Annotated in this window: 23 protein-coding genes; all 23 read left to right on the forward strand. The window is 50.0% G+C overall.

What is annotated here, in order from left to right:
• Nucleotides 1-154 precede the first annotated feature (154 nt).
• The 23 genes from GON22_RS10165 (at nt 155) to GON22_RS10270 (ending at nt 19,991) form a co-directional block, all read left to right on the forward strand.
• Complete coding sequence (locus GON22_RS10165) at nt 155-430, forward strand: HU family DNA-binding protein (RefSeq protein WP_160395982.1); 276 nt, start codon at nt 155-157, stop codon at nt 428-430.
• Between the two features lie 133 nt (nt 431-563).
• Entirely contained in the window at nt 564-785 is a 222-nt protein-coding gene (mtrB, locus tag GON22_RS10170; RefSeq protein ID WP_160395983.1) for a trp RNA-binding attenuation protein MtrB, read from the forward strand.
• Nucleotides 786-889: 104 nt separating this feature from the next.
• The gene (locus tag GON22_RS10175; protein ID WP_160395984.1) at nt 890-1,567 is read left to right on the forward strand and encodes a hypothetical protein; all 678 of its coding nucleotides are present in this window, start codon (nt 890-892) and stop codon (nt 1,565-1,567) included.
• Nucleotides 1,568-1,701: 134 nt separating this feature from the next.
• A complete protein-coding gene (locus GON22_RS10180; RefSeq protein WP_160395985.1) occupies nt 1,702-2,580 on the forward strand; it encodes a heptaprenyl diphosphate synthase component 1 in 879 nt (292 codons plus the stop codon).
• 5 nt (nt 2,581-2,585) lie between these two features.
• Nucleotides 2,586-3,305 (forward strand): demethylmenaquinone methyltransferase, encoded by a 720-nt coding sequence (locus tag GON22_RS10185; protein WP_160395986.1) that lies wholly within the window; start codon nt 2,586-2,588, stop codon nt 3,303-3,305.
• Nucleotides 3,302-4,171 (forward strand): UbiA-like polyprenyltransferase, encoded by an 870-nt coding sequence (locus tag GON22_RS10190; RefSeq protein WP_160395987.1) that lies wholly within the window; start codon nt 3,302-3,304, stop codon nt 4,169-4,171. The genes GON22_RS10185 and GON22_RS10190 overlap by 4 nt, the downstream gene beginning before the upstream one ends.
• Entirely contained in the window at nt 4,171-4,812 is a 642-nt protein-coding gene (locus tag GON22_RS10195; protein ID WP_160395988.1) for a UbiX family flavin prenyltransferase, read from the forward strand. Before GON22_RS10190 ends, GON22_RS10195 begins: the two co-directional genes overlap by 1 nt.
• Nucleotides 4,805-5,641, forward strand: coding sequence for a menaquinone biosynthesis protein (locus GON22_RS10200; RefSeq protein ID WP_160395989.1), 837 nt, complete (start codon nt 4,805-4,807; stop codon nt 5,639-5,641). The genes GON22_RS10195 and GON22_RS10200 overlap by 8 nt, the downstream gene beginning before the upstream one ends.
• 91 nt (nt 5,642-5,732) lie before the next feature.
• Nucleotides 5,733-6,707 (forward strand): polyprenyl synthetase family protein, encoded by a 975-nt coding sequence (locus tag GON22_RS10205; RefSeq protein WP_160395990.1) that lies wholly within the window; start codon nt 5,733-5,735, stop codon nt 6,705-6,707.
• Nucleotides 6,708-6,737: 30 nt separating this feature from the next.
• Entirely contained in the window at nt 6,738-7,181 is a 444-nt protein-coding gene (gene ndk / locus GON22_RS10210) for a nucleoside-diphosphate kinase (protein ID WP_160395991.1), read from the forward strand.
• Between the two features lie 64 nt (nt 7,182-7,245).
• On the forward strand, nt 7,246-8,034 hold the full coding sequence (locus GON22_RS10215) for a CheR family methyltransferase (RefSeq protein WP_336604287.1): 789 nt from the start codon (nt 7,246-7,248) through the stop codon (nt 8,032-8,034).
• A 101-nt stretch (nt 8,035-8,135) separates the two neighbouring features.
• Nucleotides 8,136-8,303: a hypothetical protein gene (locus GON22_RS25710; RefSeq protein ID WP_202113179.1), complete on the forward strand. Its 168-nt coding sequence runs from the start codon at nt 8,136-8,138 to the stop codon at nt 8,301-8,303.
• 232 nt (nt 8,304-8,535) lie between these two features.
• Nucleotides 8,536-9,705, forward strand: a complete 1,170-nt coding sequence (aroC, locus tag GON22_RS10220) for a chorismate synthase (RefSeq protein WP_160395993.1) — start codon at nt 8,536-8,538, stop codon at nt 9,703-9,705.
• 1 nt (nt 9,706) lies between these two features.
• On the forward strand, nt 9,707-10,813 hold the full coding sequence (aroB, locus tag GON22_RS10225; RefSeq protein ID WP_160395994.1) for a 3-dehydroquinate synthase: 1,107 nt from the start codon (nt 9,707-9,709) through the stop codon (nt 10,811-10,813).
• On the forward strand, nt 10,810-11,178 hold the full coding sequence (gene aroH, locus GON22_RS10230; protein ID WP_160395995.1) for a chorismate mutase: 369 nt from the start codon (nt 10,810-10,812) through the stop codon (nt 11,176-11,178). The genes aroB and aroH overlap by 4 nt, the downstream gene beginning before the upstream one ends.
• A gap of 332 nt (nt 11,179-11,510) precedes the next feature.
• On the forward strand, nt 11,511-13,088 hold the full coding sequence (gene trpE, locus GON22_RS10235; RefSeq protein ID WP_160395996.1) for an anthranilate synthase component I: 1,578 nt from the start codon (nt 11,511-11,513) through the stop codon (nt 13,086-13,088).
• Complete coding sequence (gene trpD / locus GON22_RS10240) at nt 13,085-14,146, forward strand: anthranilate phosphoribosyltransferase (protein ID WP_160395997.1); 1,062 nt, start codon at nt 13,085-13,087, stop codon at nt 14,144-14,146. The genes trpE and trpD overlap by 4 nt, the downstream gene beginning before the upstream one ends.
• Nucleotides 14,136-14,942: an indole-3-glycerol phosphate synthase TrpC gene (gene trpC / locus GON22_RS10245; protein ID WP_160395998.1), complete on the forward strand. Its 807-nt coding sequence runs from the start codon at nt 14,136-14,138 to the stop codon at nt 14,940-14,942. Before trpD ends, trpC begins: the two co-directional genes overlap by 11 nt.
• Nucleotides 14,939-15,655, forward strand: a complete 717-nt coding sequence (locus GON22_RS10250; RefSeq protein ID WP_160395999.1) for a phosphoribosylanthranilate isomerase — start codon at nt 14,939-14,941, stop codon at nt 15,653-15,655. Before trpC ends, GON22_RS10250 begins: the two co-directional genes overlap by 4 nt.
• Nucleotides 15,652-16,857 carry a tryptophan synthase subunit beta gene (trpB, locus tag GON22_RS10255; RefSeq protein WP_160396000.1) on the forward strand — a complete coding sequence of 402 codons (1,206 nt, stop codon included), beginning with the start codon at nt 15,652-15,654 and terminating at the stop codon, nt 16,855-16,857. The genes GON22_RS10250 and trpB overlap by 4 nt, the downstream gene beginning before the upstream one ends.
• Nucleotides 16,844-17,656 (forward strand): tryptophan synthase subunit alpha, encoded by an 813-nt coding sequence (gene trpA, locus GON22_RS10260; protein ID WP_160396001.1) that lies wholly within the window; start codon nt 16,844-16,846, stop codon nt 17,654-17,656. The genes trpB and trpA overlap by 14 nt, the downstream gene beginning before the upstream one ends.
• A gap of 139 nt (nt 17,657-17,795) precedes the next feature.
• Nucleotides 17,796-18,896 carry a histidinol-phosphate transaminase gene (gene hisC / locus GON22_RS10265; protein WP_160396002.1) on the forward strand — a complete coding sequence of 367 codons (1,101 nt, stop codon included), beginning with the start codon at nt 17,796-17,798 and terminating at the stop codon, nt 18,894-18,896.
• A gap of 3 nt (nt 18,897-18,899) precedes the next feature.
• Nucleotides 18,900-19,991, forward strand: a complete 1,092-nt coding sequence (locus GON22_RS10270; RefSeq protein ID WP_160396003.1) for a prephenate dehydrogenase — start codon at nt 18,900-18,902, stop codon at nt 19,989-19,991.
• Nucleotides 19,992-20,387 lie beyond the last annotated feature (396 nt).

A 20,387-nucleotide genomic window follows, 5' to 3' on the forward strand; every position in this document is an offset into this window, starting at 1 on the left:
TTGAGGAAATCGTTGAAAATCGAACACGCACTTGTAATTACGAAACGGCTGTATTACTATAAGTTTGTTCGCTTAGACAGGTATATTTTTGAAACAATCGGCAAAACAGATGATAATGAACCGACTCACGCTGTCATCAGGGGAGGTGAAACCATTGAACAAAACGGAACTGATTGCAAAAGTGGCCGAGCTGACAGATTTGTCGAAGAAAGATGCGACGAAAGCAGTTGACGCCGTTTTTGATGCAATCTCTGATGCTCTTCAGACTGGCGACAAAGTCCAGCTGGTAGGATTCGGCAACTTCGAAGTTCGCGAGCGCCAAGCACGTAAAGGCCGCAACCCGCAAACAGGCGAAGAGATCGAAATCGCTGCAAGCAAAATGCCTGCTTTCAAACCAGGCAAGTCGCTTAAAGACCTTTGCTCCAATTAATATCGGCTACTCGCCGCTAACGTCCGGATGGCACTCATTCGGACGTTTCTCATTGTAAGCATTCGCATTAATTACGCGTACATATGGACGTTAACTTATTTATATATTTTCGCACAGAAAGGAGGCATGAGGCATGGAGCAAAATCAAGGCGAGTATATCGTCGTGAAAGCAAAGGATCAAGGTGTAGTCGTAATCGGCTTAACGCGCGGGCAGGATACGAAATTTCACCATACCGAGAAACTGGATCGTGGAGAAGTGATGATTGCGCAATTTACCGACAATACATCGGCGATCAAGATCCGTGGAAAAGCAACCATCATGACCAAATATGGCACGATTGATACAGATGCTTAGCATAGGGAACCCAAGGACGCAGGCAATGCCTGCTTTTTTTATGTTCAAATGCAGCATTGGAATGACAAGCTGATTCAAGTCGTACAATAAGAGGAGAACGAATCTTGGCAGGGATGCGCGAAGCATCGGCTGCTGGAAAGCGGGGAGCCTCTATGCGTATCGGTTTGTCACTGCTTGCCGCTGGGCTAATGACGACTGTCATTACAGTCATGCTGATTTCTGCCCATCCTCGGGATGCTGCGCCTGTGATGCGCCACATTTCAACTGTAACGCCCGAGGCGGGCAAACGATTAACGAACGGTACTCTTGTCGATTTTGTCGTGGCAACACCACTCGATACCAAGCTTAAGCGGGCCAACTGGACAGCGTCTACGCTCTCCCTTGACTTTGTTCTGCCTTCCAGCCGCGTGCTGGACGACCATAATGTTTCCCAAATGCTGCACGATGTTGAAGCCGTTATTCGGCTAGCTTTCCTGGAGCTTGAGAATGTGAATCGCGTACTCATTCGATTCGGTGAATCGCCACAAGCGGATGCGGAAGCAGGGCTTTATGCGAATCCAGAAAACGAATCGTCCTATCGGCTGCTTATGGCTTCCGATGTTCGGCGCACCGACCGCTGGATTGCTGAGGAGCAAAGCAAGTGGGTAGGCATGGGAAGCGCAGACTCAGATAGTCTATGGAAAAGCCGCCTTCGATTGTCGTTTACCCCGCTTTGGGAGATGAAACGAAATGCGGCATTTATGGCAGGACAGGAACAATCGGATTCGGCAGATGGCGAGTAAGGTTCGTGTTAGTCTCCATGTAGCAATATCGTGAACATAAAGCGCATGCGTAGGCGATCACGCCTGTTTGTGCTATAATAGTTTAGATAATTGGACAGCAATGATTGACTGCTGCCTGTTCGGAGGCTTTCCCGATGACACATAACCGCATTCCTCAATTCATTCACAAATACACTGGGCATGACATGATTCAAAAGCATACCGAGCTGCCGGCGTTTCCAGATTCACGGATTCGCCTACTCGTCGCGTGCTTGCAAGCTAGCGGAATACCATCTGCAAACCAAGATCTTTATGCTTCCGCCGTTTCCCTCGTACAGATGGGGCTTGATACGCATGACTTGATTGATACCCATACGGGTCATCAAACCGAAGCGGAGATGCGTTCTAGGCAAATCAAGGTGCTAGGCGGCGATTATTTTAGCAGCCGATTTTATTTTTTATTAGCGCAAGCTGGCCAGGTTCAAATGATACGGGCGCTGAGTGAAGCAGTTTGCGAAGTAAATCACATGAAGATGGATTTCTACGGACAGATGAAGAAATCCCAGCTCACAGCTGATGAATATTTCGAATGCCAGGTTTCAATCAAATCTGAGCTGTTCCGATCGTTTACGGCCATATTTGACGAATGGCTTTCTCCGCAATGGAACGATTTGCTAAGTGGCATTTCACAATGCGAAACGGCCATGAAGGAGTGGCAGCGCCTTAACGATTCAAGCTTGTTCTTGAACAGCTGGGCGTATTGGCATCTCTGGCATGGCGGCACAGATAGCGAGCGCCTATGGTTGGCTGAATTGGGAAGTGAACAAGCCCCCGATCCCCAAGCGTTCGAGGCTTTGGTAGTGAAATATAATATCCGCAGCTTGCTGGCGGATAAGCTTCATGAATATGTAACAAGCACAAGGGCGATGATTTCGTGCCTTGACAGTAGCAGCTTGGTTGACGAGCTCTCCGACATTGTAGATACTTTCGTACAGGCATTGTCAGCGCCGGCCTTGCACAGCGAGATGAGGTGACAACTATGGACGTTCAATCGAAAGAAACACATGTACAATCCGTTTTTCAGAAAATCGCGCCCGTATATGACTTGATGAATGACTTGTTAAGTTTCCGCCGCCACAAGGCATGGCGCAAGTTTACGATGAAGCAAATGAATGTCCAGCCTGGCGATACGGGCATCGACTTATGCTGCGGCACCTGCGATTGGACCATCGCGATTGCACAAGCAAGCGGCAGCGGCCGTATCGTCGGGCTTGATTTTAGTTCGAATATGCTGGAAGTCGGGAAGAAGAAGGTAGAGAAGCAGCAACTGGACAAGCAAATTCAGCTCGTTCACGGCAATGCGATGGAGCTGCCTTTTGCCGATAATTCGTTTGACTATGCGACAATCGGTTTCGGTTTGCGCAACGTGCCTGATTACACGCGTGTATTGCAAGAAATGAAGCGGGTCGTTAAGCCGGGTGGGCAAGTCGTTTGCTTAGAGCTTTCGAAGCCGACATGGCAGCCATTCAAGTCGATCTATTATTTTTATTTCCAGCGGGTTCTTCCGATGATCGGCAAGCTTGTCGCCAAGAGCCATGAGCAATACAAATGGCTTCCGGAGTCGCTCAAAGCTTTTCCGGGCCGCGACCAATTAGCAGATATGTATCGTGAAATCGGCTTGAAGGATGTTAAGGCCTTTCCGTTGACGGGCGGCATAGCTGCACTGCACATCGGCGTAAAGGGGACAGACCAGGCATGATTCGCAAAATTCGCATCTTCTTAGAAATGATCAAATTCGAGCATACCGTATTCGCACTGCCATTCGCTTTCATGGGTGCCATTCTTGGTGCAATAACGATGGAAGGCCGATGGCCAACATGGGCTGAGCTGGGCTGGATCTTGCTTGCGATGGTAGGGGCTCGAACAGCGGCTATGGCATTGAATCGATTGATCGACAGAGGGATTGATGCACTTAACCCGCGGACGGAGATGCGTGCTATTCCAGCCGGGCTGCTTAAGGTTAGCGAAGTGGTATTATTTATCATCATTTCCTTTGCAGTGTTGATCTACGCTTCGGCCCAATTGAATGAACTGTGCGTGAAGCTGATGCCGCTTGCCGTATTTATGCTCGTCCTATATTCGTACACGAAACGGTTCACTTGGTTGTGCCACGTTGTATTAGGGCTTACGATCGGCTTGTCGCCGCTAGGCGCATGGGTTGCCGTTACTGGCCAGTTTGAACCTGCGGCATGGGTTCTTTTTGGGACAGTCGCTTTGTGGCTAGCTGGTTTTGATATCATTTATGCAACACAAGACTTTGAGTTTGACCGCACCAATAAAGTGCATTCGATTCCAGCGCGTTTTGGCATTCGTGGTGCGCTTTGGATCGCACGCTCGCTTCACTTGGTTACAGCCATCGGATTTATAACGTTGTTTTTCATAACGGATCTAAGCTGGGCTTATCTAGCTGGGACAATGATATCCTGTATCATTTTGTTCTATCAGCATTGGCTTGTGCGGCCTACCGATTTGAGCCGGGTTCAAATCGCGTTCTTCCCGATGAATGGAACGCTTAGCGTCGTCCTCTTCGCATTTACGCTGCTTGATCTGCTGGTGCTCAGGTAATGGCAGATTATCCTATCAGCAAGCCGCATGCCCGTCCGTCACGCTGGGTTGTAGGCATCACTGGTGCGAGCGGTTCCTTGTATGGCATTCGGCTGATCGAGGTGCTGCTGCAAGCTGGCATTCATGTCCATGTTGTCGTGACAGATGCTGGCTGGCGCGTATTGAAAGAAGAGCTGGGCTGGGACGTGACGCGCCGCCAATCCGTTTTTGAGGAGCGGTTCGGCGCCTTGGCAACGGAAGGGCAGTTGACTTTCCACCCTAATGCGGATATAGGGGCTTCGATTGCAAGCGGCTCATTCCGGGTTGACGGGATGGTTATTATGCCGTGCTCTATGGGCACTTTAGCCTCGCTTGCCCACGGGATTTCCGATGACTTGATGACCCGCGCTGCGGACGTCATGATTAAGGAAGGGCGCAAGCTTATCCTCGTTCCGCGCGAAACGCCGCTTCACGCTATCCATCTTGAGAATATGCTCACGCTGGCTAAGCTGGGTGTTAAACTCATCCCGGCCATGCCGGCTTTTTATTATGGGCCACAAACGATTCTCGACCTTGTCGATTTCTTGGTTGGCAAAGTACTCGACATGATGCCTTTAGACCATAACCTCTTCAACCGATGGGGGGGAGACACCAATGACTAATCATGAAATGCTTGCTATTGGCCGCATTGATTATGCGAACGCGTGGCCATTATTCCATTATGTGACTGAGCCAGCAATGTCTGCGCTTGGCGCACGCATCGTATCCCGAATTCCTGCGGAGCTTAACCGTACGCTATTAAGCGGTGAACTGGCGATGTCCGCAGTTTCGTCGTTTGCATATGCGCGCCATGCTGAACAATATTTGCTGCTTCCTGATGTGTCCGTCAGTTCCGTGGGCAGCGTGCATTCGATTTTGTTGTTCCTCAAAAAACCGCTTGACCAAGTTCGTAAAGGCGTGATCGCAGTAACAAATGCGTCTGCGACCTCCGTTAATTTGTTAAAGGTGCTCATGTCCGTCTATTTGGAAGGGGAACCTACCTATGAGACGATGGAGCCGAATTTGGACAAGATGCTTGAGCATGCAGATGCAGCGCTGTTGATCGGTGATCCGGCTATTCATGCCTCTTGGCGTGGGACGGAACTTCAAGTGATTGATTTGGGCAAAATGTGGCATGATTTTACCGGATTAGGGATGACTTACGCTGTTGTCGCTGTCCGTAAAGAAGCAGCTGCACGCCATTATGATACGATTGCGGCTGTACATCAATTAATGGTTGAGAGCAAACGGAAAAGCCTCTTGAACCCTGAACTGCTCGTGCAGCAAGCATGTGAGTCATTAGGCGGAGAGCCCGACTATTGGCGGCTTTACTTCCGTGCGTTAAAATATGATTTTGGGGAACGCCAGCAAGCTGGGCTGCGGTTGTATTTGAAATACGCAACCGAGTTAAACCTGCTCGACCGTGAACCAGAGCTTGTGTTTTTCAAATAGCTGTAACTTACGATGCAGGTTTTGTTTACGCAAAACCTAAGTATTTGCTTACGATGCTGGTTTTGCTTCCGCAAAACCTTGAGGTGAACCGATGAAACTAATGGATTTGTTTGTGAAGATGAAGGGCGATTTGAACGAGATTGAAGCCGAATTGGAACGTGCCATCACTTCCGACCATACGTTGATGACCGAAACTTCCGTTCACTTGCTGAAAGCTGGAGGGAAACGGTTTCGCCCGATTGTTGTGCTGCTATCAGGCAAGTTTGGCCATTATCGGCTTGATGTGATGAAAAATGTTGCGGTTCCGCTGGAGTTGATTCATATGGCATCTCTCGTTCATGATGATGTCATTGACGATGCAGAAACCAGGCGCGGCCAGCTAACCGTAAAGTCCAAATGGGATAATCGAATTGCGATGTACACGGGCGATTATATACACGGCAAAGCGTTGACAGTTGCAACGAAGCTCGATAATCCGCGCATCCACCAAATTTTGTCCAAAGCAATGGTTGAGATGTGTATCGGCGAGATGGAGCAGGTGCGTGATTTCTTCAATACGGAGCAGTCTGTTCGCCAATACTTGCTGCGTATTCGCCGGAAAACGGCATTGCTTATCGCGATTAGCTGCCAGCTCGGCGCTTTGGCTGCGGAGACGGAAGAGAGGCATGCCAATCGGCTTTATCGCTTCGGATACAACGTAGGGATGGCTTTCCAAATTCGTGATGATGTCTTGGATCTGTGCGGCACAGAGAAGCAGATCGGCAAGCCGCCAGGCTCCGATATCCGCCAGGGCAATATTACGCTTCCTGTCTTGCTTGCATTGCAAGAGACGGCAATTCGTCCGAAGCTGTTGCAAGAAATTGATCGGATTCAGCAGACAGACGGCGCTGGAGATACGGCTGAGGCGATACGGCTCATTCGCAGCAGCAATGGCATTAAGCAAGCGGAGGCGCTGGCGGACCGCTATACACAAAAAGCTTTGTCCGCATTAGAAGGACTTCCGGATCTTGCGGCGAAAAAGAGTTTGAAGGATATCGCGCGTTTCGTCAATAAGCGCAATTATTAGAGCAGCCTTCAATAGAAAGGGGCAAACACGATGGAAAGAACGTTTCTGATGGTAAAGCCAGACGGCGTGCAACGCGGCTTAATCGGCGAAATTGTAGGCCGATTCGAGCGAAAAGGGCTGCAGCTTGTAGCAAGCAAGCTGATGCTGATTAGCAGAGAGACGGCTGAACTGCATTATGCTGAACATCATGGCAAGCCTTTCTATGAACGGTTGATAACCTTCATTACATCGGGACCTGTATTTGCGATGGTGTGGCAAGGGGATAACGTTATTGCGTTAACTAGGGCTTTAATCGGCAAAACGGATGCTGTTGAAGCTGCGCCGGGCACGATTCGCTCGGATTATGCTATACATACGAATTTTAATCTTATTCATGGGTCGGATTCTGCCGCTAATGCGGAACGGGAAATTGGGATTTTCTTTGAAGCTGGCCAAATCATTGACTATGAACATACGATTCAACGCTGGATTTAACCGTACTGGAAGATAGCGCTTTGTCCTTGCAATGCGAGTCAGTCATGATGGGAGGCACCATGGCGTGGGGGATCAGGATTACGAATTGTTCATCGAACAAATCAAGAAACGGACGAAGATTGATCTGGGGCAATACAAAGAAACGCAGATGAAGCGAAGATTGACGACGCTGCGGCAGAAGCATGGCTTCCAAACATTCGCTTCCTACATGGATGCGCTTGTCCGCGATCAGGCCTTTATGGATGAATTTCTCGATCGCATGACGATCAACGTCTCAGAGTTTTGGCGAAACCCGAATCGCTGGGAGATGCTCGAGAAGCGTTTCTTGCCCGAAATGTTTGCAGATAACAGCCGGATTTCGATTTGGAGCGCAGCTTGCTCGACTGGTGATGAACCATATACTACGGCAATGATACTAGACAAGATGGGCAAGCTTGACCGTACGACAATTACGGCGACGGATCTGGACCATAATGTGCTGTCCAAGGCACAGGGCGGGCTCTATCACGAGCGCTCAGTGCGTGATGTTCCTTCGGTCTACCGTGAGCGTTATTTTACGGCAGATGGCGATGCTTATGCTGTTGATGAGCGCATTAAGCGCGCGATTCGTTTTAAACAGCATAATTTGCTTTATGATCCTTTTGGCGGCCCATATGATTTGATCATTTGCCGCAATGTCATGATTTATTTTACAGAAGATGCTAAGCATGGATTGTACCAGCGTTTCTCGAATGCGTTGAAACCAGGCGGCATCTTATTTGTTGGCAGTACTGAACAGATTTTCACACCTCAGCAGTATCAGTTCGAGACGGTTGAAACGTTTTTCTATCGTAAAATGAATAACGCAACTTAAGCCGGCGTTCTCCTAATTTGAGGTTCGAAGAGTTGAGGCGTATACCTTTGTTTCCTTGTTGCAATACTATGGTAATGGAATGACGACCATGGAGGGACAAAATGGATAAGAGGAAAGTAATCGTCGCTTATCAGCGCGGTTACATTACGATTCAAGAATGTGCACAAATTTTGGGCATTCATTGCGAGCATCTTCGAACGATTGTTGACAGCTCTAAGGTGGAAGCAAGCACTGTTCCGCCATCTGCTGAGCGCGCATTACCGCGTTAAATGGCTCCTGCCAAAAACAAACAGTACACCGGTTGCGTTTGCAATCGGTGTTTTTGTTGTGTGGCAAGCAGCGAATCAACGTTTCAAAAGCGGTTCATCACGCGTGAATCGGCTTGCGAGCAAGCGTTTGACGTTTCTTGTCAAACTGACGGGGCTGTACTATAATGAGCAAAGATGTTTCGGGCATATACATAGCCGGGCTTTTTCAAGCCGGTGAAGGGAGAGTTTTAGCTTGAGTTTACGTTATTTAACTGCAGGGGAAACACATGGTCCCCAATTGACCGCTATTATTGAGGGATTGCCGAGCAATCTTCAATTAGATTTTGAGGAATTGAATTTCCAATTGCTTCGCCGTCAAAAAGGCCACGGCCGCGGACGCCGGATGCAAATTGAAAAAGATACAGCGAATATCGTTGGCGGCGTTCGCCATGGCCGTACGACAGGAGCGCCAGTTGCGCTAGTTGTTGCAAACAATGACTGGAAACACTGGACTTCGGTAATGAACATTGAGCCAATCGAAGGCAGTGACGAAGAGAAGCGCCGCGTTCACCGTCCGCGCCCTGGACATGCTGACCTTAACGGCGGCTTGAAGTACAACCTGAAGGACCTTCGCAACGTGTTGGAGCGTTCTAGTGCACGCGAAACGGCAGCTCGTGTTGCTGTTGGTGCGGTAGCACGCCAATTGCTCGCAGCGTTCGGCATTAAAGTAGGTGGACAGGTTATCCGCATTGGCGAGATCGAAGCGCCAGCGAACAATTTGCCTATTGATGAGCTGATTCGCCTGACAGAAGAATCGCCAGTTCGTGTTGTTGATAAAGCAACAGAAGAGAAAATGACGGCATATATCGACCAAATTAAAGCGGAAGGCGACTCCATTGGAGGCATCGTAGAATGCGTCGTGGAAGGCCTGCCGGTTGGTTTGGGCAGCCATGTGCAATATGACCGTAAGCTCGATGGCCGTATCGCGCAAGCTGTCGTATCGATCAATGCATTCAAAGGCGTAGAGATCGGTATCGGCTTCGAGGCTGGCAAGATTCGCGGTTCGCAAGTGCATGACGAGATTTTGTATACGGAAGAGCGCGGCTACCACCGTGCAACGAACCGCCTTGGCGGCTTCGAGGGCGGAATGACCAATGGCGAGCAAATCGTCGTACGCGGCGTTATGAAGCCGATTCCGACGCTGTACAAGCCGCTTCAGAGCGTTGATATCGATACGAAAGAGCCTTTCACTGCTCAAGTCGAACGTTCGGATGCATGCGCAGTTCCAGCAGCAAGCGTCGTTATGGAGCATGTCGTCGCTTGGGAAGTGGCAAGAGCATTTCTTGAGAAGTTTGGCGGCGATTCGATGGAAGAGATTCGCAGCAACTACAATGCGTATGTTGAACAGATCGGGCGGTACTAGCATGATACGGGAGCTGACAGTCGCTCTTGGAGAGCGGTCATATCCAATTTATATCGGGGAGGGCCTTCTGCAGGAGGCCGCTTCCTATTTTGAGAAGCACGGCGTCAGCAAGAGGTCTCCGCTGATGATTGTTACTGACCAGAATATTGGGCCGCTGTACTTGGAAGCATTGGAGAAGGTTTTGCAAGTTGCTGGATTCCAGGTTGTAAGCGCAGTAGTGCCTTCGGGCGAAGGCTCGAAGTCGCTTGCAGTGTTTGAGCAGCTCGTGACTAAAGCGCTGGAGGGCGGGCTTGACCGCAAATCAACGATCGTCGCGCTTGGCGGCGGTGTTGTTGGCGATCTAGCTGGATATGTTGCAGCATCGTATATGCGCGGCGTCCGTTTCGTACAGATCCCGACGACGATACTTGCGCATGACAGCAGTGTTGGCGGCAAGGTTGCCGTTAACCATCCTCTAGCAAAGAACATTATCGGCGCGTTCCATCAGCCAGCATTCGTGTTATACGATTTGCTAACGTTACAATCGCTTCCGCCTCGTGACGTACGTAGCGGCCTATCTGAAGCCATAAAGCATGGCTTAATATGGGACGAGGCATTCGTCGCTTGGTGTGATAACAATATGGATAAGCTGCTTGCGCTTGATCCGGAAGCATTAGGCTATGCGCTGTACAAAGGCTGTGGAGTGAAAGCAGCAGTCGTGTCAGAAGATGAGACGGAGAATGGCTTGCGTGCGATTCTAAACCTTGGCCATACGATCGGGCATGCGCTTGAGGCAGTAGCAGGTTATGGAGAATTGACGCACGGCGAAGCGATTTCGATCGGAATGATCGGGTCTGCCATTGTAGGCGTGAAGCTCGGCGCTCCGCAGGAAGTATATGAAGTAACGAGACGCGTTCTTGGCAAGTCTGGATTGCCAGTACGCCTTCCGGAGCATTTTGATACAGACGCGGTAATGCGTGCCATGATGCATGATAAGAAGTTTACAGAAGGCAGCATCGTCTACGTCGTGCCAACTGCGATCGGCAAAGTTGAAGTACGCTCTGATGTGCCAGCATCGCTAGTGCGGGAGACGGTAGAATTATTGAAACAGGAGGCCGATTGGCAATGAGTGTTCGTGGAATTCGCGGTGCCGTAACGGTAGATCGGAATGAGGAGCAGCTCATTCTCGATGCAACGGTTGAGCTGTTGAATGCAATCGTTGTAGAGAACGGCATTGTTCCCGAAGATATTTGCAGCGTGTTAATTACCGTAACTGGCGATTTGGATTCAACGTTCCCAGCGAAAGCAATTCGCGTTATGCCAGGATGGGAATTCGTGCCACTGATGTGTGCGCTGGAAGTTCCGGTTAAAGGAAGCTTGGAGAAATGTGTCCGGTTTATGCTTCATGTTAATACCCCGAAGGGCCAATCCGAGATTCGGCATGTCTATTTGCGCGGTGCACAGGTGCTCCGTCCTGATTTGACCAAAGCCTAATGTACGATTGACGGTTATTGTATAGCTAGTGTATAGTTGAACTAGTTATTAGAGCAGGCAGATGAGGCAAGACAGTTAGTTAGGAATACCGAGAGCGGTAGGCGAACGGTAGAGATGAGAATAGCTGAGATGAGAAGAGCTTAGAAGAGCGATTAGGCATTACGTATTGAGATAATCGGATGGGCCTATTTGAAGGCAGCCGTTTGGATTATTTCGTTTACGTAACGTTTATTCTTCATTGTTCTCTCTATGGACGCACTCATCCTATACGTTTAGCTCCTGCCAATCGGCAGGAGCTTTTTATATTCGTTACGACAAGGGAGAGGACTGCGATGCAAAACGAACTTCAACAAGTGATCCGGATGGCTGGAACGTACAATCTGATTCCTATCGTTCGCCACATGATGGCAGATACGGAAACGCCAATTCGTGTATTCCAACATTTCTATAAGGAGCGTAACGCGTTCCTGCTTGAGAGTGTGGAAGGTGGCGTGAACTGGGCTCGTTATTCGTTTATCGGAACGGATCCATTCCTACTCCTATACGGCAAGAATGGCAAGATGGTATTGGAGCAAAAAGGGGAGAAGACAGAGCTGGCCGATAAGCCGCTAGAGCTGTTGAAAGCGAAGCTTCGTTCTTACCGAAGCCCTCAAATTAAAGATTTGCCACCGTTCACAGGCGGTGCGATCGGCTTCTTCGGTTACGATTTGCTGCAATATTATGAGAAGCTTCCGGCACATCGCATCGATGATTTGCAAATGAATGATTTGCAGTTTATGTTCTGTGATCAAGTGATCGTATTCGACCATGTGAAACAGCAAATTCAAGTGATCGGCAACGTTCATATACCAGAAGGCGCAACGGATACTGAGATTGAAACAGCTTATAAAGCAGCTTGTGCGCGAATTGATGCGGCTATTGAGAGGCTGCAGCAGCCGATTCCATTGCCTGTGACAGCTAGCGGTCCTATGCCGGTTGATCCGGATTTGGGCGAAGTAAAGTCCAATGTGACGAAGGAGCAATTCATTTCGAACATTGAAACCGCTAAGGAGTACATTCGTGCCGGTGATATTTTCCAAGTGGTGCTTTCGCAACGGTTCAGCATTGAGACGGAAGTTAATCCGCTGCATGTTTATCGCGTTCTGCGTACGATGAATCCATCTCCATATATGTATTATTTGAAGCTGGACGATGAGATCATCGTAGGCACTTCGCCAGAAGCGCTCGTTAAAGTCAATGGCGATAAAGTAGAGACGCGGCCAATTGCAGGCACCCGCCCGCGCGGAGCAACGCCAGAAGCGGATCTTGCTTTGGAGAAAGAATTGCTTGCAGATGAGAAAGAGCGCGCAGAGCATCTGATGCTCGTTGATCTGGGACGCAACGACATTGGCCGCGTATCTGAATTCGGCTCGGTTCGGTGTGACACCTATATGGATATTGAGCGCTACTCGCATGTCATGCACATTGTATCGAACGTTAGCGGCAAGCTGAGCAAGGATAAAGATTTCTTCGACGCTTTCATCTCCTGCATGCCAGCGGGTACAGTATCGGGTGCGCCGAAGCTGCGGGCAATGGAAATTATCGCAGAGCTGGAAAATGAGTCGCGCGGCGCTTATGCAGGCGCAATCGGCTATTTGGGCTTCGGCGGAAGTTTGAATACATGCATTACGATCCGTACCATCATTTTCAAAAATGGCAAAGCATACGTGCAAGCAGGAGCGGGCATTGTATGGGATTCGGTGCCAGAGAGTGAGTATGAGGAAACGGTTAATAAAGCAAAAGCGAGCCTGAAGGCAATCCGGACTGCAGAATTGTTATTCGCGGGCGATAAACGGGGCGCTGGGAAAGCTGGCACGACGATTAATACGGATTATGAAATGACGGTGTTGCAGGAGGCGAAGCGCAAATGACGGTATTGCCAGTTAACAACGAAAGCATTACATTGCAACGAGCGATGAACAAGCTGATCGCTGGCGAGCATCTGACTCGCAATGAATCGATCGATGTAATGGGATTCATTATGAAAGGCGAAGCGACGGACGCCCAGATTGGCGGAATCATGACGGCGCTTCGAATTAAAGGCGAGACACGGGACGAAATCGCTGGCTTTGCGCTTGCGATGCGTTCCCATTCGGACCATGTCATTACCGAACAATCGAATTTGCTGGATACATGCGGCACCGGCGGCTCGGGCATTCATAAATTTAATATCTCGACCGCTTCCTCGATGATTGCGGCTGCAGCAGGCGTTCGTGTTGCGAAACATGGCAATCGTGCTATGTCGGGCAAAACGGGCAGTGCTGACGTATTGGAGGCGCTCGGCGTTAACATTACGATCACGGCTGAACAAGCTGCACAATGTTTAGAGCGCATCGGCATCGTGTTTATGTTCGCACAACTTTACCATCCATCGCTTCGCCATGCAGCAGGCCCGCGCCGCGAACTCGGAATTCGTTCCATCTTTAATATGCTTGGCCCGCTAGCGAACCCCGCAGGGGCGGATCGCCAGTTGCTCGGCATCTATGACCGTTCGCGTACCGAGACGATTGCGCATGTGTTAAGCGACCTTGAATTGAAGCGGGCGATGGTCGTCAGCAGCCATGATGGATTAGATGAAATTAGCATTTCGGCACCAACCCAGATTTCCGAATTGAAGGATGGCGTTGTCCGTACGTATGATCTGGCACCGGAGGAGCTTGGCTTGCAGCGCCACTCGCTCGATGCGATCATTGGCGGCGATTCTGCGGTGAACGCCTCGATAATTCGCTCGATCTTTGATGGGGAAGAGCAGGGTGCATACCGTGATGTTGTATTGGCTAACGCAGGCGCTTGCATCTATGTTAGCGGCCAAGCAGCAACGCTGGCGGAAGGCGTAGAACGTGCAGCAGCAATGATTGATTCAGGTGCCGCGAAGGCGAAGCTGGAGCAGCTTATTCTAACGACAGGAGAATTGGGCCATGTTTCTTGATAAAATCGTAGTGACGAAGCAGCAGGAGGTAGCGGAGTTGTCCGCACGCTTCTCGCTGAATGCATATGAACGGACAATCTCTGATATGTCCGCAACGCTTGGATTCGAACGTGCCGTCTCTGCGGCAGGCCGCAAGCGTGATATGGGGCTTATTGCCGAAGTGAAGAAAGCGTCCCCTTCCAAAGGGCTGATTCGCGAGGATTTTCATCCTGTAGTATTGGCTAAGGCATATGAAGAAGCAGGCACGGACTGCATTTCCGTTCTGACGGACCGGGACTATTTCCAAGGGTCGAATGAATATTTGCAAGCGGTGCGAGAGGCAGTTAACGTACCGCTATTGCGCAAAGATTTTACGGTTGATTACCGCCAAATCTACGAAGCTCGCGTCATTGGGGCAGATGCGATTCTGCTTATCGCAGCAATCTTGACGAAGCAGCAGCTGTCTGAGTTCCACGATATCGCAAAGTCCATTGGGCTGGACGTGCTCGTTGAAGTTCATGACCAACGCGAGCTAGAAACGGTATTGGAGCTCGATAAGGCAACGCTGATCGGGGTAAATAATCGTGACCTCCGTTCGTTCGTAACCGACTTGAAGACGACGGAGCAGTTGATCGGAATTATTCCGCAAGGCAAAGGCATTACGAGCATTAGCGAGAGTGGCATTGCAGGGCCAGAAGATGTGCAATATCTTAAATCGGTTGGCGCGCAAGGCTTGCTCATTGGCGAGCATTTCATGCGAAAGCCTCATGTTGGGGAAGCGATTGAACAGCTATTAGGCCCGGTTGGTGTTCGATGAGCGGGGCAGAAGGGCATAAACGTCCTGATGCTAAGCAGCCTCACACCCGTATCAAAATTTGCGGGTTGCGTGATCGCGCCACGATCCGTGCAATGCATGGCCTAAATGTAGACGCGATAGGTTTTTTGTTTGCCCAGAGCAAAAGGCAAGTATCGCCAGAGCTGGCGTCAACGCTTATCGAGGAGGTGCGGGCCTGGCCGTCCGCCTCCTCCGAAGGGGCTGCTCCGCTAGCTGTTGGCGTGTTCGTAAATGCGGATCTAGCCGAGTTAACATCGACGGTGAATACAGCTAAGCTGGACGTTGTCCAGCTGCATGGCGGCGAGACGCCGGAGCTATGTGCGGCAGTTAAGCAAGAGCTCGATGTTCAAGTGTGGAAAGTGTTCCCGATTGGCCGCAGCGCTGAGGAGGACGCTCTTGGTGCAGAGGCACGGCTGCTGCCATTCCAGTCCGTTGTAGATGCTGTACTCATCGACACCGCTGGCGGCGGCACAGGTGAAGTGTTTGATTGGAATATCATTCGTGATTATAAAGAAGCTGCTGCTAAGTTAGGTGTGCCTTTATATGTAGCTGGCGGGCTTCATTTGGATAATGTACAGCAATTGGTTCATGACTATCGCCCAGGCGGCGTAGATGTGTCCAGCGGCGTTGAAACAGATGGCATTAAAGATATCGAGAAAATATCTACTTTTGTGAGAAGGGTGTTGGAAGCATGACCCGTTTACCAGACGAGAAAGGCCGTTTCGGCAAATTCGGCGGGCGATACGTGCCGGAGACGCTCATGAATGCATTGAGCGAGCTGGAAGAAGCGTATAAGAAATATTCGCAGGACGAAGAGTTTCAAGCGGAAGTCCGTTATTTGTTAGACAAATATTCGGGACGCCCTACTTCACTTTATTATGCGGAGCGCCTGACGAAGCACTTGGGCGGCGCTAAGGTTTACTTGAAGCGTGAGGACTTGAACCATACTGGCGCTCACAAAATCAACAATACGATCGGGCAAGGCCTGCTCGCCAAACGGATGGGCAAAACGAAGATCATCGCCGAAACCGGCGCTGGACAGCATGGCGTTGCATCTGCGACGGTAGCAGCACTGCTTGGGTTGGAATGCAAAGTATTCATGGGCGAAGAAGATATGAAACGCCAGCAATTGAACGTGTTCCGCATGCAACTGCTCGGTGCGGAAGTCGTTCCAGTAACCTCAGGCACGCGCACGCTAAAGGATGCTTGCAACGAAACGCTTCGCTACTGGGTAAGCCATGTAGACGATACTTATTATATTCTCGGCTCGGCAACAGGGCCGCATCCGTATCCATTAATCGTTCGCGACTTCCAGCGGATTATCGGCGATGAAGCACGTGAGCAAATTCAAGAGATGGAAGGGCGTTTGCCGGATTATGTTGTCGCAGCAGTCGGCGGCGGCAGCAACGCGATCGGCATTTTCTATCCATTCGTCGAGGATGAGTCCGTTAAGCTCGTTGGCGTAGAAGCAGCTGGCCGCGGAGTGGAGACAGAGGAGCATGCAGCGACGATGACCAAAGGGCGCCATGGCGTGTTCCAAGGCTCGCTCAGTTATGTGCTGCAGGATGAATATGGACAAGTATTGCCTGCACACTCGATTTCCGCTGGGCTTGACTATCCTGGCATCGGGCCTGAGCATGCATACTTGAAAGATAGCGGGCGCGCGCAATACTTCCCGATTACGGACGCAGAAGCGCTTGAGGCGCTGCAGCTGCTGTCGCGTACAGAAGGCATAATTCCAGCGCTGGAATCCGCCCATGCCATTGCACAGACGCTAAAACTTGCTCCGACATTGAGCGCCGATGAGATTGTTGTTGTCAGCTTGTCTGGCCGCGGCGATAAAGACGTAGAAGCGATTATGGGATACCTCGGAGGTGACGGACATGAATCTCATTGATGCGACATTTGCTCGGCTGAAGGAAGAGGGCGGCACGGCACTCATTCCATTTTTGACGATTGGTGATCCCGATCTAGACACTTCCGTTCAAATTATTCAGAAGCTGGAGCAATCAGGTGCTGACATGATTGAGCTGGGCGTGCCTTACTCAGACCCGCTTGCAGACGGCCCTGTCATTCAGCGTGCGTCTGAGCGTGCGCTTGCCGCTAAACAAATTTCGGTTCAAAATGTTTTGGATGTTGCGGAGAAGGCTCGCCAAGCTGGCGTCAAGCTGCCGTTCATTCTCTTCACATACTTCAATCCCGTGCTTCAGCTTGGATTGGAGCGGTTTTTCGAACTGTGCCTGGACAAAGGCATCAGTGGCTTGATCATCCCCGATCTTCCGATCGAAGAGGATGGGGATTTGCGTGAGATGGCAGAGGAAGCGAACATTCATCTTATTCCGCTCGTTGCTCCGACTTCTAAGGAACGTGTCGCTCGAATTGCGGCCAAAGCAAGAGGTTTCGTCTATTGCGTATCCTCGTTGGGCGTAACGGGCATGCGCGCTGACTTTCACGCGGGGATAGACGAATTCCTTACTGACGTTCGCAAGTCAGCACAGGTGCCGATTGCGGTCGGATTCGGAATCTCGAACCGCGAGCAGGTGGAGCGCTTTAGCAAGCAGTGCGACGGCGTAATCGTCGGCAGTGCAATTGTCCGCAAAATCGAAGAGGTGCTTCCGAAGCTGCAAAATGAGGCGGAACGGGAAGCTGGGCTTGAAGAGATTGGGCAATTCGTTTCGAATTTAAAGATCGGTTAATGAGATATGCTCAAAGAAGAACGGCCCGCGCGTTATGCGCAGGCCGTTCTTCTTGTTAATAATACTTTAAAACATGCTAGAGATATGAGACAATGAAAAACATAGCAATAGCAAAGTCCTGTTGATGAGGTGAAAGTCAATGCAACCGAAAAGCAATATTGTCCATCTTCCTGTGTATCAGCCTGGCAAACCCGTAGAAGACGTTAAACGGGAGCTAGGCTTGAATGAAGTCATTAAGCTGGCTTCCAATGAAAATCCATTTGGCTGCTCTGAGCGTGCGAAAGAAGCAGTTATTCACGAGATATCGAACAATGCAAGCATCTATCCTGATGGAGCAAGCGTAGAACTGACGAAAGTGCTGGCTGAACGTCTAGGCGTTAGCACGGACAGCATTATTTTTGGCTGCGGATCGGATGAAGTTATTCTGATGCTTACGCGCGCATTCTTAGTGCCTGGCGATGAAACGATTATGGCGGACCAAACTTTCTCCGTGTACAAACATAACGCTGAAGTTGAGAATGCACGTGTTGTTGAAGTGCCGCTCGTTAACGGCAAACATGACCTTCCAGCAATGCTTGCCCGGATTACAGACCGGACCAAAATTGTATGGGTATGCAACCCGAACAACCCAACTGGCACGATCGTTAGCAAAGAAGAAATCGATGCGTTCATGAAACAAGTGCCAAGCCATGTGCTTGTTGTACTTGATGAGGCATATGTTGAGTATGTGACTGATCCTTCTTTCCCAGATGGCATCGAGCTGCTTCCAAGCTACAAAAACTTGGTCGTGCTGCGCACGTTCTCCAAAATTTATGGTCTTGCTTCGCTTCGGATTGGCTACGGTGTCGGGCATCCTGACGTCATTCACTTTATTAACCAAGTTCGTGAGCCATTCAATACGTCCCGCGTTGCGCAAGCTGCTGCAATTGCAGCACTTAAGGATGAAGCATTCGTAGCGGAATGCCGCGACCGGAATTCGGAAGGCCTCGACTATATGCGTGCACAATTTGACCGCATGGGATTGCCGTACTTCGCTGCGCACGGCAACTTTATTATGTTCGATGCGAAGCTGCCATCGCCGCAAGTATTCGATACTTTGCTGCGCAAAGGGATTATTTCGCGTGCAGGCTGGCAATTTTATCCGACATATATTCGAATTACGGTCGGCAGCCGTGAACAGAATGAGAAGTTCATTGCTGCACTTGAGCAAGTGCTGCAGGAAGCGGCGGTGCTTGGGTAGCATATGATTAAAATTGCGATATTCGGCGTAGGGCTAATGGGAGGCTCGCTTGCGCTTTGCTTCAAGGGCAAGCCTGACCTTCATGTGGTCGGCCATTCGACCCGCCTTTCGTCGGTTCACAAGTACATGGAACGAGGCGTCGTTGATTCCGCTACGACTTCTCTTCGTGAAGCAGCGGAAGATGCTGACTTTATTTTCTTATGCGTGCCTGTCGGCAGCCTGAATGATTATCTTGGCCAATTGGCAGAGCTTAAGCTGAAGCCAGGATGCATCGTTACTGACGTTGGCAGCACCAAAGCATCGGTAACGGCTTGCGCACGCAGCCTTGATTTGAGCCCGGCAGTCTTTATCGGCGGCCATCCGATGGCAGGCTCGGAGCGTTCAGGCGTTGAGGCGGCCTCCTCGTACCTATACGAGAATGCATTTTATGTCATCACGCCTGACCACTCGACACCTGTAGAGGCAGTGGAACGCTTGCGTGAGCTGCTGAAGCTGACCAGAGCGAACATTGTTGTCGTCGATGCGGACGAGCATGATGATATCGTAGGCGCGATTAGCCATTTGCCGCATATGATTGCGGTAGCGTTAACGAATCAAGTTCGCAAGTATAACGACAGCAACAGCTTGTATGCGCAGTTGGCGGCTGGCGGTTTCCGCGACATTACTCGTATAGCGTCTAGTGATCCGAATGTATGGCGTGATATTCTCGTTAACAACCGGGAAGTCATGCTGCGGCTCATTCAGGATTGGAACGAAGGCATTCAGCAGTTCTCAGATATGTTGGCGGCCGGTGATATTGAAGGAATTGGCGAAGCATTCCGTACCTCTGGCGAGTTCCGCAATAGTTTGCCAGAGCGCCGCAAGGGCATGATTCATTCGATTTATGAATGTTATGTCGATGTGCCGGACCATCCGGGCATCATCGGCCGGATTGCAACGGAGCTCGGCAACCGGCGCATTAATCTGAGCAATATTCAGATTATTGAGAGCCGAGAGGATGTGCCTGGCATTCTGCGATTGTCGTTCCGGACGCAAGACGATGTTGACCAAGCAGTCGTTGCTTTAGGGGAGCTTCAATACTCTGTTCATTTTTAATTTTGTACAGCTGTCCCGCAATCGGAAACGATTGTAGGGCAGCTTTTTTTAAAATTTTTGGAAAGTCAGATCATTTTTGAAAACGCTTATTGACAGAATGAAAACGGATACATATAATAAAAGTACAGTATGGTTTCTCTCCACTCCTATCCAAATTCTTCGCACTTTGTGCGGACCACCTCTTGATGAGGTGGTATTTTTTTTGCCCAAGTATTGCCACTCGAGTTCGTTCTTTGGAAAAATTTTAAACAACGAAACGTTAGCCTGTGTTACAATACAGTAGCTTTGGGGTAAGTATATCAGGCATCGCACTTTCCCAGTAAAAAGGTTATGCAAGTGATGTCGAATGAGGCAGGACTTTAGGCTTACGAGCCGAATTGGTTGGGAAAGAACATT

Source organism: Paenibacillus sp. MMS18-CY102 (assembly GCF_009789195.1).
In the GTDB taxonomy this organism is placed as follows: Bacteria; Bacillota; Bacilli; order Paenibacillales; family Paenibacillaceae; genus Paenibacillus_T.